General features: G+C 69.8%; 15 protein-coding genes, 2 pseudogenes and 1 riboswitch. Of the genes and pseudogenes, 9 read left to right on the top strand and 8 right to left on the bottom strand.

The features are described from left to right. Positions 1-21: 21 nt before the first annotated feature. The 5 genes and pseudogenes from ACIBCM_RS06565 to ACIBCM_RS06545 form a co-directional block, all read right to left on the bottom strand. Entirely contained in the window at positions 22-144 is a 123-nt protein-coding gene (locus ACIBCM_RS06565) for a hypothetical protein (RefSeq protein ID WP_399240840.1), read from the bottom strand. A 136-nt stretch (positions 145-280) separates the two neighbouring features. Further along, positions 281-894: pseudogene (locus ACIBCM_RS06560) on the bottom strand ((2Fe-2S)-binding protein). A gap of 234 nt (positions 895-1,128) precedes the next feature. Next, positions 1,129-1,956, bottom strand: a complete 828-nt coding sequence (locus ACIBCM_RS06555) for an ABC transporter ATP-binding protein (protein WP_399240839.1) — start codon at positions 1,954-1,956, stop codon at positions 1,129-1,131. After that, the gene (locus tag ACIBCM_RS06550) at positions 1,953-3,032 is read right to left on the bottom strand and encodes a FecCD family ABC transporter permease (protein WP_399240838.1); all 1,080 of its coding nucleotides are present in this window, start codon (positions 3,030-3,032) and stop codon (positions 1,953-1,955) included. Before ACIBCM_RS06550 ends, ACIBCM_RS06555 begins: the two co-directional genes overlap by 4 nt. 47 nt (positions 3,033-3,079) lie before the next feature. Continuing rightward, positions 3,080-4,069, bottom strand: a complete 990-nt coding sequence (locus ACIBCM_RS06545; RefSeq protein WP_399240837.1) for an ABC transporter substrate-binding protein — start codon at positions 4,067-4,069, stop codon at positions 3,080-3,082. Positions 4,070-4,612: 543 nt separating this feature from the next. Continuing rightward, positions 4,613-4,802: riboswitch (cobalamin riboswitch) on the bottom strand. Positions 4,803-5,379: 577 nt separating this feature from the next. On the opposite strand from ACIBCM_RS06545, the gene ACIBCM_RS06540 reads away from it, so the two are divergent. Both ACIBCM_RS06540 and ACIBCM_RS06535 read left to right on the top strand, forming a co-directional pair. Then, positions 5,380-5,871, top strand: coding sequence for a DUF2975 domain-containing protein (locus ACIBCM_RS06540; RefSeq protein WP_399240836.1), 492 nt, complete (start codon positions 5,380-5,382; stop codon positions 5,869-5,871). Then, entirely contained in the window at positions 5,871-6,092 is a 222-nt protein-coding gene (locus ACIBCM_RS06535; protein ID WP_054237256.1) for a helix-turn-helix transcriptional regulator, read from the top strand. The genes ACIBCM_RS06540 and ACIBCM_RS06535 overlap by 1 nt, the downstream gene beginning before the upstream one ends. 83 nt (positions 6,093-6,175) lie before the next feature. On the opposite strand, the gene ACIBCM_RS06530 is transcribed toward ACIBCM_RS06535, so the two are convergent. The 3 genes from ACIBCM_RS06530 to ACIBCM_RS06520 form a co-directional block, all read right to left on the bottom strand. Beyond that, entirely contained in the window at positions 6,176-6,436 is a 261-nt protein-coding gene (locus tag ACIBCM_RS06530; protein ID WP_399240835.1) for a hypothetical protein, read from the bottom strand. A 529-nt stretch (positions 6,437-6,965) separates the two neighbouring features. Next, positions 6,966-7,481 (bottom strand): hypothetical protein, encoded by a 516-nt coding sequence (locus tag ACIBCM_RS06525; protein ID WP_399240834.1) that lies wholly within the window; start codon positions 7,479-7,481, stop codon positions 6,966-6,968. Between the two features lie 584 nt (positions 7,482-8,065). Continuing rightward, on the bottom strand, positions 8,066-8,539 hold the full coding sequence (locus ACIBCM_RS06520) for an RrF2 family transcriptional regulator (RefSeq protein ID WP_399240833.1): 474 nt from the start codon (positions 8,537-8,539) through the stop codon (positions 8,066-8,068). Positions 8,540-8,624: 85 nt separating this feature from the next. Here ACIBCM_RS06520 and ACIBCM_RS06515 point away from each other — a divergent pair, with 85 nt between their 5' ends. From ACIBCM_RS06515 to ACIBCM_RS06485, 7 genes and pseudogenes are all read left to right on the top strand, one after another. Further along, entirely contained in the window at positions 8,625-9,377 is a 753-nt protein-coding gene (locus tag ACIBCM_RS06515; RefSeq protein ID WP_399240832.1) for an SDR family oxidoreductase, read from the top strand. A 394-nt stretch (positions 9,378-9,771) separates the two neighbouring features. Further along, positions 9,772-9,996, top strand: a complete 225-nt coding sequence (locus tag ACIBCM_RS06510; RefSeq protein ID WP_399240831.1) for a hypothetical protein — start codon at positions 9,772-9,774, stop codon at positions 9,994-9,996. 654 nt (positions 9,997-10,650) lie between these two features. Beyond that, on the top strand, positions 10,651-11,712 hold the full coding sequence (locus ACIBCM_RS06505) for an iron-siderophore ABC transporter substrate-binding protein (protein ID WP_399240830.1): 1,062 nt from the start codon (positions 10,651-10,653) through the stop codon (positions 11,710-11,712). Between the two features lie 83 nt (positions 11,713-11,795). Then, the gene (locus ACIBCM_RS06500; RefSeq protein ID WP_399241261.1) at positions 11,796-12,749 is read left to right on the top strand and encodes a FecCD family ABC transporter permease; all 954 of its coding nucleotides are present in this window, start codon (positions 11,796-11,798) and stop codon (positions 12,747-12,749) included. Between the two features lie 41 nt (positions 12,750-12,790). Next, on the top strand, positions 12,791-13,801 hold the full coding sequence (locus ACIBCM_RS06495) for a FecCD family ABC transporter permease (RefSeq protein WP_399241260.1): 1,011 nt from the start codon (positions 12,791-12,793) through the stop codon (positions 13,799-13,801). Then, positions 13,798-14,646 carry an ABC transporter ATP-binding protein gene (locus ACIBCM_RS06490; RefSeq protein WP_399240829.1) on the top strand — a complete coding sequence of 283 codons (849 nt, stop codon included), beginning with the start codon at positions 13,798-13,800 and terminating at the stop codon, positions 14,644-14,646. The genes ACIBCM_RS06495 and ACIBCM_RS06490 overlap by 4 nt, the downstream gene beginning before the upstream one ends. Before the next feature lie 46 nt (positions 14,647-14,692). Continuing rightward, positions 14,693-14,833 (top strand): annotated as a pseudogene (locus ACIBCM_RS06485) (pyridoxamine 5'-phosphate oxidase family protein); the annotation flags it as partial. Between the last annotated feature and the right edge of the window lie 6 nt (positions 14,834-14,839).

Raw genomic sequence — 14,839 nt, 5'->3', positions numbered from 1 at the left:
ATGCCGCCCCCGCCGCACTGTTCAGTCCTCGTTCTGCTCGGGCGCCTCGTCCTCACGCCACTCGAACGGTGCGTCTACCGCAGGGGTGTGGGACTTGAGCCCGTTCCGGGGCTCCTCGGGTTCGGCCCAGCCGTGGTGCGCCATGTGCGTCCTCCTCAGACCGGCACAGGACACGCCCGCTCTGCTGCACATCCTGTGCACTTGCAAGAGATTTGCAATAACAAGGTAGATGGGCGGGCTGTCATTCTCAACACTCTTTCCAGACAGGGATTACGGGAATTCACCCCGCGAGCGCGCAGTCCCCGCATTTCTCCCCCGACGGCGCGCGGTAGTAAAGGCAGCAGCTGCGGCGGAGAAAGGTGAGATCCGGGCGGTGATATTCCCCGAACCGGCCAGACGGCCTGTTTCCAGCAGGTCCCCGACGAGGCCGGTGAGAGACGCGCGGAGGTCCGGTCGCACCGCCAGGACCGCGCGCCCGGCCTCGGCCAGTGCCGATGCCGCGTTCCCGGCCAGCAACCGGGGGGCCACCTTGACACGCAGACCGGCGGCCAGCGCATCCAGCTGCCGGACGACCACCACCTCGTACAGCGCCTGTGTGAGGGCCGGTACGCCGTCCGCGTACCAGCCGGTCGGGGACGAGGGCAGCCTGAGCGCCGGGCCGCTGTCGGCGCGGTGCAGCCCGTGCAGATCGGGGACGATCCCGCGGATGACGGCGCAGGCCAGCACCGGGGACCAGAGGCGTGCGGCGTGCCCGAGCTGCACGATGGAGGCCCCGACGCGCGGTTCGCGGACGCCGTAGCGGTCGCACGTCGCCGCGATCAGATCCGAGCATCCGGCGGCGTACGCGTCTTCGACCGGGTGCCACCCCTCGTCCGAGTCTCCCCGTTCGATCATGAAGAACGCGCCGGCCGCTGCGGCCTCCTCCAGGGCGGCGGCGACACATCGGTGCCGGGGCGTTCCTCAGGGCGTCCATATCGACTCCCCCTTCTTTTCGGGTCCGTTGCGCAAAGAACTGGGGTGCGCGGATCAGGGATTTCCGGGCAGGCAGAAAAACGAGCCCCGGGCACGGCGAGGAAACCTCCTTGCCGTGGAACAAAGCGTCGGATGCAGGCGCGGCGCCGGAATGCGTCAGGCTGGTGGATCACCCCTTCCGAAGGGATCGCCGGAAACCAGGGCGATATGCGGAATCCCGGTCCTGGGGTGCCGTACGACGTCCGCATCGACCTGGTAGACCTCGGCCAGAAGCTCCGTTGTGAGGACCGCCCCGGGGGGCCCGGTGGCCACCACACGGCCGTGCGCCATGACACAGATACGGTCACAGAACGCCGCCGCCAGATTGAGGTCGTGGAGAGCGACGACCGCCGTGACGCCCAGCCCCCGCACAAGACGCAGGGTGTCGAGCTGATGGCGAAGGTCCAGATGGTTGGTCGGCTCGTCCAGCACCATCGTCCCCGCGCGCTGGGCCAGCGCCCGGGCGATGAGCACCCGCTGCTTCTCACCACCGGACAGCCGGCTGAAGGGAGCGTGCACCAGGTCCGCGGCGCCGAGGTCGCCCAGCGCGCTCATGATGACACCGCGGTCACCGGCCCCGTCGCCCTCGAAGGCCCGCTTGTGCGGAGTGCGACCCATCGCCACCACCTCGTACACCGAGAGCTCGAACTCCCCGGCGGATTCCTGGAGGACGGCGGCCAGCCGCCGCGCCAGACTCCTGCCGGACATGCGCCGGACGTCCTCGCCGTCCAGCAGCACCCGCCCCGAGGTGGGACGCAGCGCCCGGTAGACCGTGCGCAACAGGGTCGACTTGCCCGCGCCGTTGGGACCGGCGAGCCCCACCACCTCGCCGGGCGCCACCCGCAGTGACACCCGGTCCACCAGCGCCCGCCCGCCCACGGCCACCGACACGTTCTCCACGGTCAGCGTGCCCGGCGCCGCCGCGGCCACGGCCATATGCGTCATGCCTGCCTCCGCCGCATCAGCCACAGAAAGAAGGGGCCGCCGACCAGGGCCGTGAGGATGCCCACGGGAATCTCCTCCGGGCTCATGATCGTACGGGCCGCGAGATCCGCGGCGATGAGGAAAGCCGCCCCGAGCAGCGCCGCGGCGGGCAGCGCACGGCGGTGGTCGGCGCCGACCACCAGTCGCACCATGTGCGGCATGATCAGTCCGACGAATCCGATCTGGCCGCTCACCGCGACCATGGTGCCGATCATGAGGGCGACCAGGGTGAACAGCGCGGCACGGAACCGGTGCACGTCCAGGCCGAGCGCCACGGCCGCCTCCTCACCCGCGAGCAGCAGATTCAGGGTGCGGCAGACGCCGAGAAGCACGGCCGTGCCGAGCAGAACAGCACCGACGGGAACCCACACCACCGTCCAGGTCGTGCCCGCCAGTCCGCCGAGCATCCAGCGCAGCGCCGACTGCGTCTTGTGCGGGTCGCTGGAGGTGACGACCAGGAAACTGGCGAGCGCGGACAGCACCTCCGCCGTGGCCACGCCCGCCAGCACCAGCCGCACGGTCGTCATCCGCCCACCGGACCGGGCCAGGAAGTAGACGGCGACGAGGGCGGCCAGAGCACCGAGGAACGCGGCAACCGGCAGGGAGAACACACCGAACGCGGCGACATGAAACACCACGACCAGCACCGCTCCGACCGAGGCGCCGGACGACACCCCCAGCAGCATCGGGTCCGCGAGGGGATTGCGCACCAGCGCCTGCAGCGCCATGCCGCACACCGCCAGGCCCGCACCCACGACACCGGCCAGCAGCACCCGGGGCAGCCGGACGTCGACGACGATGGTCTCGCGGACCGGTGTCCAGTCCGGCTCGGCCAGCGCCGGATGGACCCGGTGCAGCAGGATGCCCCAGACCTGATCGGCCGGGACACCGACGGAGCCGACCGCGATCCCGAACGTGGCCGCGGCCACCAGCAGCACGATCAACACCACGAGCACGATCGGGTAGGGGATCCCGGGACGGCGGACAGCCGTGACACCGGCCGCCCCGATCGGCTCATATGCTCCATCGGCCCTCACGGACGTTCCCCGGGTCTCCGGCACCCCTGTGGTGCCGGTGGCGCGGGTCACCGGAAGCGTTCCGGGTGCAACTGGCGCGCCAGGGACTCCACACCGGACGGCACCCGGACACCCAGCACCGTGGACGAGAGCGGCAGCACCGCGAACCGCTTGTTCCGGACAGCGGGCGTGTCCTTGAGTGCCGGGTTGGACAGCAGAAACCGCTTCTTGTCCTCGGCCGGCATGTCACCGTAGTCGTAGATGACGATCACCTCGGGCGCGCGCTCCGCCACCTGCTCGAACGACACGTCACCGAACGACTTGTCCAGGTCACCGAAGAGGTTGACCCCGCCGGCCCGTCTGATCATCTCGTTGCCGACGCCCCCGCCGCCCGCGGTGAAAGCGGTCTTGTCGCCGCTGTCGTACACGAAGACCTTCACCGGCGTGACACCGGCGAGTCTGCCCTCGACCCCGTCCAGCGCGCGGTGAAGCTTCCCCAGCTCGCGCTCCCCCCGGTCCGCAACCCCGAAGATCCTCGCCACGTTCCGGATCTCCTGGTCCATCGTGGTCATCGTCACCGGCCCGGACGGACACTCCTCGATGTTCAGATAGGAGCTGACGCCCGCCTTGGCGAGCGCACCGCGACCGCGCCCCTCCTGCTGGTCGAAGGTGTCCCCGAAACCGCCGTAGGCGAAGTCCGGTTCCGCGGCCAGCAGCGTCTCGAACGAGGGATACTCCTTCGCCAGAACCTTGATCCCCTCATACGCCTCCCGGTACTGCGGCAGGACCCGGTCGTCGAGATAGGCGGTGCCCACCATCGACTCCTGAAGCCCCAGCGCCAGCATGACCTCGGTGGCGTGCTGGTTCAGCGACACCGCGCGCCGCGGGGGGTGCTCATAGGTCGTCTTCACACCGCAGTTGGACAGGGTGACCGGGAACCCCCCGGCGGCGGAGCCCCCCGCCGGGGCACTGTCCGGGCCCACCGCGCCGCCGCAGCCGGCCATCAGCAGGGCCGCGGCCATCGCCGACAGCAGGGATATCGGGCGCTTGCCCTTCATGGAGGGATTCCTCTCGCCGCAGGAGGGTGCCGAGCGGTCCGGAGACAGGGCGGAATCAGGAGGCTCGCCGGAAGGAAGGAGTCAGACGCCTCAAGACAGCGGGGCGTCAGAGGCGGACAGCGCCGGAGAGCGGACCCGGCCTGGTGCGCCGGGGCGCGGTGGAATCGACCGGGCCGAGCAAGCGCGGTGGCGCGGCGACGCCCGGCCATCCGCCCCGGACACAAGCGGCGATGGCCCGCGCCGCGCGGGTGGCACAGCCGAGCCCGCACCGGGCTGATCGGCCCCGTGCGGCACATCCTCCGAACGAGGGTCGTACGACAACGGCATCAGCGCGCTCGCACATATCGCCGCGGGCCGAAGGCCCGCACCGGGGCGGGCTCGGTGAGACGCGCGGGCTGCCCTCCGTGATCGAGCCCGGTCACCCTGGGGCCTGTCGCGACGGCAGTCCCGGCACAGCACGGACCGCCGCAGAACCGCGACGGCAGGCTTCCTCTCTGCGGGCATCCCGACAGACTCTCCTCTCCGGGGAAATCCGCCCCAGTTGCTTCGAGGAGGCGACCGCGTGAGTCTCCTGGCTCTCGGGTCAGTGCTCGTCCCGGCCTTCCCACCCACAGGGGGCAGTGGTCTGTTCGGGATCCGCTCGCCGATCACAGTGGCGGGACCGCACCGGATTCACACCGGCTTCCTCGTTCCGCCGTCGCCCTTACCGACGACAGCATGACAGAAGGTCACATCGGCACATAGGCCCGCGACGGAAACTCCCTCCGTACCCCCGGATGCCGCCGATGCGCCGCCGTCACCTTCCGCCCCGCGTCCGACCTGCCCGGAAACGGCCCCGCCCCTCGGGCGGGTTGCTCGTGATACCGGCCACCAGGTGCCCTCTCCGGCCGGATCGCGCGTACGGAGGGCTGGGGGACTGTGGCCTGGGCTGTGGTCACGGTTTCGGCTCCCGGGGTGGCGGCCGCGCACCGCGAGCAGCACTCCACGCCCACCGGGCGCCCGGCAACCGGGTGGCTCTGCTTGCCGGCGGCTCTCCGTCGGCGACTGGCGCATCCAGTACCAGCCAGAAGCCGACATGATGACCGTGATCGTCCCGAAGGTCGGCCGTATCCCCTGACAGCACACCCGATTGCGTTCGCGGCAGCGGGATCGGCACCGGCACCGGCACCGGATCACCCTCGCCGCACCCGGCGACCGCCCGCATCGTGTCCCGCCGTGGTGCGAAACCGTTCCCCGTTCTCCGGTCCAGCCCTTGCTCCATCTATCGAATCTCGATAGATTTCCATTGCGATTCGATGGAAGGGTGAGTCATGGGAAAGCTGACCGTGCGTGCGCTGCGCGCCGTGCTCGTGGTGGTGCTCATCGGCACAGTGTTCGTGCAGGCATTGATGGTGTGGACATTGGCCAGCGGGAGCGACCCGGAGGACGGGTCGCTCCCGCTGACCGCGCTACGCGTGATCATGATCCTGGGCATGGTGTCGGTCCAGGTCGCCCTGGTCTGTGTATGGCGGCTGGTGACGATGGTGCGACGCGGAACCGTGTTCTCCCACGCGGCCTTCCGGTACGTGGACGGCGTGATCGGTGCGATCGTGGCGGCTGCCCTCGTGTGGTTCGCGGTCACGGTCATCAATGCGCCGGGCCAGCGGGACGACCCGGGCGTCACCGTCATCATGGGCGGGGTCGGCGTGGCCATCCTGGGGGTCGCGCTCATCGTGCTCGTACTGCGGATGCTGCTTGCCCAGGCCGTCGCGCGCGACATCGAAGCGGCGCAGATGCAGGCCGAGTTGGGCGAGGTGATCTGATGCCGATCGCCGTCGACATCGATGTGATGCTGGCCAGGCGGAAGATGTCCGTGGGCGAGCTCGCGGACCGCGTGGGGATCACGCCCGCCAACCTGGCGGTGCTCAAGAACGGTCGCGCCAAGGCGGTGCGCTTCGCCACGCTCGCCGCGCTGTGCGAGGTGCTCAAGTGCCAGCCGGGCGATCTGCTGCGCTGGGAGGCCGAGGACACCGCGGGCGAATGAACCGTGCCTGCCGACGCGGCATCGCCGGTCCCGCCTGCCTTTGACCAGATCCGCGGGCATCCCGGGGCCGGGCGGCGGCGTGGTCAGCCTGCCTGCCGTTCCGCGGGGCCGGGGCGGTGGTCGGCGAGGGCGCGGGCGGTCTCCTTGAGGGCGACGCGGGCGGCGGGGGTTCCGGCGGGGGTGTCCCAGTAGGGGTGGGCGGCGATACGCGCGGACAGGCCCAGGAGCCTTCGGCGCAGCACGGCGGCTCCGCTGGGTGCGGCGGCGCCGGCGAGGTCCCGGTAGGTGGTGTACCAGGCGGTCTGGGTTTCCAGGAGGTCGGTGGGGAAGGTGTGACGTGCCATAGCCAGATTAGATCACCTGTTCGAATTACGGGTCAAAGGGCGTTCTCCCGCAGACGCAAGGAAGCCTTGATCGTGGACTCCGGGCCCTCGCGCGTCCGCATCCACCGCCTCGCTCCCCAGCCGGGTCGCACCCCTGACCTGTGGTGATGGGGTCGGATGCCCGTCCGGGGCCAGCCGCATCCGGCCGCCGGTGAGGGCGGCCAACGTCCGGATCCGTCCCTCGAACCCCACCGGGCATCCCAGCTCCACCACGGGTCCACCCGGCACCTCGCCGTGCGCCTTCACGCCGCCGCCCTCGCTCACACCCCGACCGCGTGATGCCGCTGACAGGGAGGAACGCCTGGCCGCCGAAGTACGGGCCGGAGTCCCGCTTCATCAAGCCGGGAACCTGGCCCGATCCGCCGGCGCGCCGGCCTGCTGGACTGGATGACTCCTTGGACGGCTCCCACGGCTGCCTTCGTGCCAGGGCGGTGCGGGACCGCGGACACGGTGATCGGAGCGTCGGAGAGGAGGCCGCTGTCGGTGCCGCTCAGCCGTACCAGCGGCTTCGTCCCCGTCCGCGGAAGACGATCGCCCCGTGGTCCCAGGTCAGTACGTCCCCCTCGGGGTGGGGACCGGCCTCGTGCAGGTGCCTCGTGTCCGCCGGATTGAGATAGAGGGCTCCGATCTGCTGTGCGAGCAGTTCGGTGACAGATCCGTTCACGACTCTCTCCTCCTGGTGGGTGACGATCCATTCGGGGTCCGTCCACGGATGGGTGGAGATGAAGGCGGAGGCGGGCGAGAGTTCGGTGCAGGCATCACGGAAAGCGTGGACAAGGGTGATCGCTCCGTCCTCGAAAAGAGCGTCGCCTGACGTTGAATCCGTCATCGCCTCAAGTGTCTCGAACCGGAAGGTGATCATCAGGGCGTCGTAGTGTGTGAGCGGGAGCAGAACCGACTCGCAGATGATCCCCGCCCACCGGCCGGCTACCAGATCCGTCCCGTCAGGACCCCACGGTTCGACCATCCGGTCGGTGATGCCGAGGCAGTCCGACAGACTCTCCAAACGGCCTCTCTTGGGAGGTCGGTCGCCCACGGAAAGATAGAACGCGGCCGGCATGCGACGGCTTGTCATAGAGCTTCTCCCTGCTCCGTGGACTGCCCTTTGGGCCTGGGAGGATGCCGCTTCCTTGCGCCTTCCACCTGAATTCCCCTCCGCGTCGGCGCCCCGGCGTCCTCCGGTGTGATATCACGCCGGAATGCTCTGACCAACCGCGGCTGACGACTCTGCTGCCCGTTGGGATCGCCGGCCATCCGGAGCTGCCGTTCGGTCTGTGCCCACGCCTTTCTCCGGTCATGGATCCGGCCCCGCACAGGCCCCGTTCGTGCCCGTGCGGCCGGCTGATCATCAGGGCTGGGCGCGAGAGTACGCCGTCCGTTGTCCGTGTACGGCGCGCAGGCGGTGGAGTGCCGTTCTCGTCGTGGTTGGGGTGGTTGGCGGTGGTTGGCCGCGCGGGCGGGGGTGCTGTGGGCGGAGCCTGATCCGCCGAGCGTGGACCACCTGCGTCTGGGGCGCGCGCCCCTGAAGCCGGGCCCGAACAGCCGCCTGTCCGCGCGGCCTTCGGGACGTCGGCTGGGGTGGCGGATGGTCTACGGCGCCCCGGTCAGGCGCAGGCGGGTGCGGGACGGGGCCGATGGGGGGAGTGCGGTGATGATTTCGTCGAGCGAGGTCGCGGCGAGGCTGCGCCGCCAGGCTTCGTGGGCTTCGGCCATCTTCTCGGCGAGGATGCAGGGGTTCCGGCACTCCTCGGTGGGCAGTGCTCCCCGTCCCCGCTGGCGGATCTCGCGGCACTCGTACGGCGAGGACGCACCGTCGACTGCCTCGACGATGTGCAGGAGGGTGATCTCGGAAGCAGGGCGGGCCAGCCGGAACCCGCCGCGCGGGCCCGTCGTCGCGGTCAGCACGCCGGCCTTGACCAGCGCTTGCAGCTGCTTGGCGAGATAGGCCGCCGGCAGGTCGAAGTACTGGGCGAGCTGGGCCGCCGACGCGGTGGCCCCCGCCTCGAGCTGGGCCAGCGATGTGGCGCAGTGCAGCAGCCATTCCGTACTCACGGGCAGCTTCATGGCCCGATCTTATCTCAGATATTGCGGATCTTTTTAGTCCGAGATATTCTCCGGCGGCAGCGTGAGGGACAGAGGAGAGATCGCCATGCGGACCCTGCGAATCGCCGTTGCCGGAGCAACCGGGAACATCGGGGCCCTCACCGTGGCCGCCCTGGAGCAAGCCGGACACCACGTCGTGCGCATCAGCCGCTCCCTGGGCGTGGACCTGACCACCGGCGACGGCCTCGCCCCCGCACTGACCGGCGTCGACGCCGTCGTGGACGCCACCAACTGCACGGCGACCGACCGGGACGAAGCGGTGACGTACTTCGGCACCACCACCCGGACGCTGCTCGCCGCCGGGAAACGGGCCGGTGTCCGCCACCATGTGCTGCTCTCGATCGCCGGCGCCGACCGTGTCGAAGGCAACGCGCACTACGCCGGCAAGCGGGAGCAGGAGCGTCTCGTGACCGAGGGCCCGACGCCGTGGACGATCGTTCCGGCGACCCAGTTCCACGACTTCGCCGCGATGGTGACGAGCTGGACCGAGCGGGAAGGCACCGCCACCGTCGCGCCACTGCTGGTCCAGCCGATCGCACCCGCGGACGTGGCCGACATCCTCGCCGAGATCGCCACAGGCGCACCGCAGGGGCGTTACCGCGAGATCGCCGGTCCCGAGCCGCAGGACCTGGTGGACATGGCCCGGCGTACCTACGAAGCGCGTGGCCGTAACGTCAAGCTCGTGCCGACATGGTCAGCGCTGTTCGGCTCGGCGATGGCCGGTGATGTGCTGCTGCCCGGTGCGGGCGCCCGTATCGCGCCGACCACCTTCGACGAGTGGCTCGCGCGGCAGCGATAGCGTTCCTTTCGCCGCGCCCCTGTCCGGACAGCCCCCGGCCCCCGACGGGCTGCCCGGGAGCAGCGCCGGTTCGGGGGCCGTCCCCGTGGCCGGGCACGCTCCGCAGCGCAGGGCTCCATCGTCACCGGCGATTCGTGTCACGGCTGTTCGGCGGAGGGACTCTGCTGGGCCCGGTGTGGCTCCCTGCATCCGCGGTGCCGGCCGCGACCGCGCGAGCGACGGCGATGTGGGTCTTGCCGACCCCGGGGGTTGTCCGCAGTCCGGAGGTTCATCGATGGCTGGTTCCCAGGTCGGGATGTTGCTGCGATAGATCCAACGAACCCGAGCACTGCCCGTTGTCGCTGCCCTTTGTCGACCTGTTGGTGGGTGCCATCCTGGAGCCGACGATGATCAGTTGGCATCCGGCATGGCCACGCATGGGAGGAACAGTTCCGAGCTGTTCGCGTTGATCCTCCGACGCCATGGGCTGGACCCGGACGTGGTCGACGACGTCGCGCGGGCCTGGTCGGCTTTCCAGGAGTTCGTCCAGGTGCAGACCGACGGGATCGAGCCTGCTGAGGATGACGGCGACGGATTCATCGTGCAGTGTCCCCCCATGCAGGGGAGCGGCCCGCCGTAGGCCTGGGTGATGAGTCACTCCACCACGGTCTTGTGTTCGCCGTCCTGGGTGGGCGCTTTCGCAACAAATGCCCAGCAGATCGAGACCACCTCACCCCTGCCGACCGGAGCCGTCGCGATCAAAGGCGACCTCAGCGTCTCGGCGGGGCCCTTCCGACTCCATGCGGGACCGAATTTTCTGCAACCTCCTGCAACCCCTGTGACCTGAGGAAACGATACGTCAGGCAGAGGAAGCGGGGGAGTCGGGAAGAATGTCGCCGTCCGCCGTCCGCCGTCCGCCGTCCGGCACCCGGATCCGGGTCCGCGGCGGCGTGAAGGGGATCAGGGCCTTCGGTCCTCGTCAACGCGTTCGTCCGGGACGGCCTTCCGGCGGACGGCAATGCTCACCCCGGGCGGATTCCGGGCGTCCTGAGCTGTCGCCTTCCCGGCGGTGTCCAGGGCGTTCCCGTTCTCCCGCGTTCGCGGACACATGTCCCGGTCGCTCCATCCGGTGTCCCAGAAGACTGGTTGCGACACGGATCACCCTTATCCTAGAGTGCAAAGGCAAGGCTTACCTAAGTTCTTGCGTGCGGGGCAGTGCACACTCCACGACGGATCCCGGATCCAGGCGTGCGAGGACCGGCACTTGGCATCAGATCAGTGGGGTTGGAAGCTCATGCGTTCACATCGTTTGCGGCTGCTTGCCGCTGCCGTCGCTCTCCTGGCCGTTTCGGCCTGTGGTGGTTCCTCCTCCGCGGGGGACGACGGCAAGGACAACAAGGGCGACAGCGCGAAGGGGCCCTCGTCGTCCTCGACGACGTTCCCGCTCACCGTCGAGCACGCCTTGGGCAAGACGACCATTGCCGAGAAGCCGAAGCGGGTTGCCACGGTGAACTGGGCCAATCACGAGGTGCCGCTGGCGCTCGGCGTCGTGCCCGTCGGCATGGCCGCCGCCAACTTCGGTGACGACGACGGAGACGGGGTGCTGCCCTGGGTCGAGAAGAAACTGACCGAACTGGGCGCGAAGACACCGGTCCTGTTCGACGAAAACGACGGCATCGACTTCGAGGCCGTCGCCGACTCCGACCCGGACGTCATCCTCGCCGCCTACTCCGGGCTGACCAAGCAGGACTACGCCACCCTCAGCGAGATAGCCCCCGTGGTGGCGTACCCCGACGCGCCGTGGGCGACGCCGTGGCGAGAGATCGTGCGGACGAACAGCAAGGCCATCGGCCTCGCCGACGAGGGTGAGAAGCTGGTGAAGGACCTGGAGGGCGAGATCGGTCGGATCGCCGCCAGGTACCCCCAGCTCAAGGGCAAGTCGGCGATGTTCATGACTCACGTCGACCCGGGCGACGTGAGCAAGGTCGGCTTCTACACCGCGAACGACACCCGGACGCTGTTCTTCGAGGACCTCGGCATGAAGATGCCCGGCAGTATCGCCGAGTTGTCGAAGGGCACGGACAAGTTCGCACTCACCCGCAGCGCCGAACAGATCGACGTGTTCGACGACGTCGACGTCATCACCGGCTACGGCGACGACAAGGGCGAGCTCGCCGAAACGCTGCGCAAGGACCCGCTGCTGTCGAAGGTCCCCGCGGTCGAACGGGACTCGATGTACCTGCTGCCCGGCAGCTCACCCCTGGCGACTGCGGCCAACCCGACCCCGCTGTCGATCTCGTGGGTGCTGGACGACTACGCCGCCGCGCTCGCCAAGGCCGCGGACAAGGTCAAGTGACGGCGGAGCCCCGCCGTCTGCCGGGCGCCACCACCGTGCGGCGTCCGGCGGGTGTCCAACTGCTGTGGCTCCTCGCGCTGGCCATGATGCTGGCCGCGCTCATGGTGGCCTCCATCGCGTTCGGCTCACGGCCCGTCGGCTGGTCCGACGTCTGGGCCGCGCTCGGTGGCGCGGACACGACCCTGGAGCAGGCGGCTGCCGTCAAACGGATCCCCCGGACCGTGCTCGCGGTGCTGATCGGCGCGGCGTTGGGGCTCGCGGGCGCCGTCATGCAGGGGGTCACGCGCAATCCGCTGGCCGATCCGGGCATTCTGGGCGTCAACATGGGCGCGTCACTCGCGGTGGTCACGGCGGTCGCGTTCTTCGGGCTCTCCTCACCGACCGGCTACATCTGGGTCGCGATGGCGGGGGCGGCGCTGTCGGCCCTGTTCGTGTACGGGGTCGGCTCGCTCGGACGAGGCGGTGCCACGCCCCTGAAACTGGTGCTCTCCGGGGCGGCGACCTCCGCCGCCTTCGCGTCTCTCGTCACCGCTGTCGTGCTGCCCCGCAACGACATCGCCGGGAGCTTCCGGCTCTGGCAGATCGGCGGGGTGGGCGGCGCGTCTTTCGAGCGCATCGGGCAGGTGCTGCCCTTTCTCACTGTGGGGTTGGTGATCTGCCTGCTGTCGGCAAAGGCACTGAATTCACTGGCCCTCGGGGAGGATATCGCGGCGGGGCTCGGCGAACGGGTCGCCGTGGCCCGCGGCACGGCCGCGCTCGGTGCCGTCGTGCTGTGCGGCGCGGGGACCGCGGTCGCCGGGCCGATCGCCTTCGTCGGTCTTGTCGTCCCGCACGCCTGCCGCCTGCTGATCGGTGTGGACCACCGCTGGCTGCTGCCTTTCGCCGCACTGCTGGGCGCAGCGCTGCTCACGGCGGCCGATGTGGTCGGCCGGGTCGTGGCCCGGCCCGCCGAGATCGACGTGGGCATCGTGACCGCGCTGATCGGCGCGCCGCTCTTCATCTGGATCGTCCGCAGACAGAAGGTGCGTGCCCTGTGAACACCGTCGTCCTCTCCCCGGGACCCGCCGCCACCGGGGCCGTGTCCCGTGGCCGGGTACGCCGGAGGCTCCGCCACCGAGCGGTCGCGCTGCTCTTGGCCGTGCTCGTGGTGGTCATGTTCGGCGTAAGCCTCGTGGCTGGCAAAACGTACTATCCACTCGACGACGTGATCCGGGTCATCCTCGGCGAGCAGGTGCCGGGGGCGTCGTTCACCGTCGGGCGGCTGCGGCTGCCGCGAGCGGTGCTGGCCGTGGTGGCGGGCTTCAGCTTCGGCCTGGCCGGCGTCACTTTCCAGACCATGCTCCGCAACCCGCTCGCCAGCCCCGACGTCATCGGCATCAGTTCGGGCGCGAGCGCGGCGGCCGCCGTCGCCATCGTCATGCTGTCCCTCGGCGAGACACAGGTGTCGGTCATCGCGATCGCCGCCGCCCTGGCCGTGGCCCTCCTCGTCTATACCCTGGCCTTCAAGGACGGCGTGGTCGGCACCAGGCTCATTCTCATCGGCATAGGCATAGCCGCGATGCTCGACAGCGTTGTCGCCTACGTACTGTCCCAGGCCGCCGAATGGGATCTCCAGGAGGCGATGCGCTGGCTGACCGGCAGCCTCAACGGCGCCACATGGGACCAGACCGCGCCCGCCGCGGTGGCGTTGGCCGTGCTGTGCCCCGTACTGCTTTCGCAGGCCCGGAACCTGTCGGCGATGCGACTCGGGGAAGACACCGCCTCCGCCCTCGGCGTCCGGGTCGAACGCACCCGTGTCACGGTGATCGTCGCCGCTGTCGGGCTGATCGCGTTCGCCACGGCGGCCACCGGGCCGATCGCCTTCGTCGCATTCCTGTCCGGGCCCATCGCGGCGAGGATCACCGGGACGAGCGGTTCGCTGCTCCTCCCCGCGGGGCTGGTCGGTTCCCTGCTGGTCCTGGTCGCCGACTTCACAGGCCAGTTCGCCTTCGACACCCGCTTCCCGGTCGGTGTCGTCACCGGTGTACTCGGTGCGCCCTATCTCGTCTATCTGATCATCCGCACCAACCGCACGGGAGGTTCCCTGTGACCACAGTCCACTCTCTGGCGGCCGAACGGCTCTCCCTCGGCTACGGCGACCGTACTGTCGTCGAATCCCTCGACTTGGCTGTACCGCCCGGCCGGATCACGGCGATCGTCGGCGCGAACGCCTGTGGGAAGTCGACGCTCCTGCGTTCCATGTCCCGGCTGCTGGCACCTCGCGAGGGCCGTGTCGTGCTGGACGGCAAGGAGGTGCACCGGCTGCCGGCCAAGGAACTCGCCCGCACGCTCGGGCTGCTGCCCCAGTCGCCTGTCGCACCCGAGGGGATCACCGTGGCCGACCTCGTCGGCCGCGGGCGTCATCCGCACCAGCGGATGTTCTCGCGCTGGAAGCACGAGGACGACGAGGCCGTCGCGGCGGCCCTGGAAGCGACGGACACCATGCCGCTCGCCGACCGCTCGGTGGACGAGCTCTCCGGGGGCCAGCGCCAGCGGGTGTGGATCGCGATGGCACTCGCCCAGCAGACGGACATCCTGATGCTGGACGAGCCCACCACCTTCCTTGACGCGAGCCACCAGGTCGAGGTTCTTGACCTGCTGACGGATCTGAACCATGCGCGGGGGACGACCGTCGTCATGGTCCTGCATGACCTCAACCTCGCCGCCCGGTACGCCGACCACATCGTCGCCCTCGCGTCGAAACGGCTGCACGCGGCCGGCCCGCCGAACGAGGTACTGACGGAAGAGACCGTCCGCGCGGTGTTCGGTCTGGACAGCCGCATCATCGAAGACCCCGTCTCCGGCCGTCCCCTGATGCTTCCCATTGGACGGCACAACGTCAGACACACGGAGATCGGAGCGCCAGGACCTGCCGCGACGCGCGAGTCCCTCTGACGAACACTGGCCACAGGGCCCCCGAGCGGAGCCCGCACTCCCGCCGGTGGCCCCGGGGCCAAGCACACCGTGCCGCCCCGGCAACCGGCGGGGCGACAGGCTCCACAACATCCTCAGCAATCCGTACGCTGGGCTGCTCTACCTCATCTCAGGGAGCCGGGACGTCCTGCGGTTCAACGGCCGGGCCCTGCGG

Source organism: Streptomyces sp. NPDC051018 (genome assembly GCF_044456085.1).
Taxonomy (GTDB): domain Bacteria; phylum Actinomycetota; class Actinomycetes; order Streptomycetales; family Streptomycetaceae; genus Streptomyces.
Note: the sequence above shows the minus strand (reverse complement) of the source record. Positions and strands in the feature narration are given on the sequence as shown.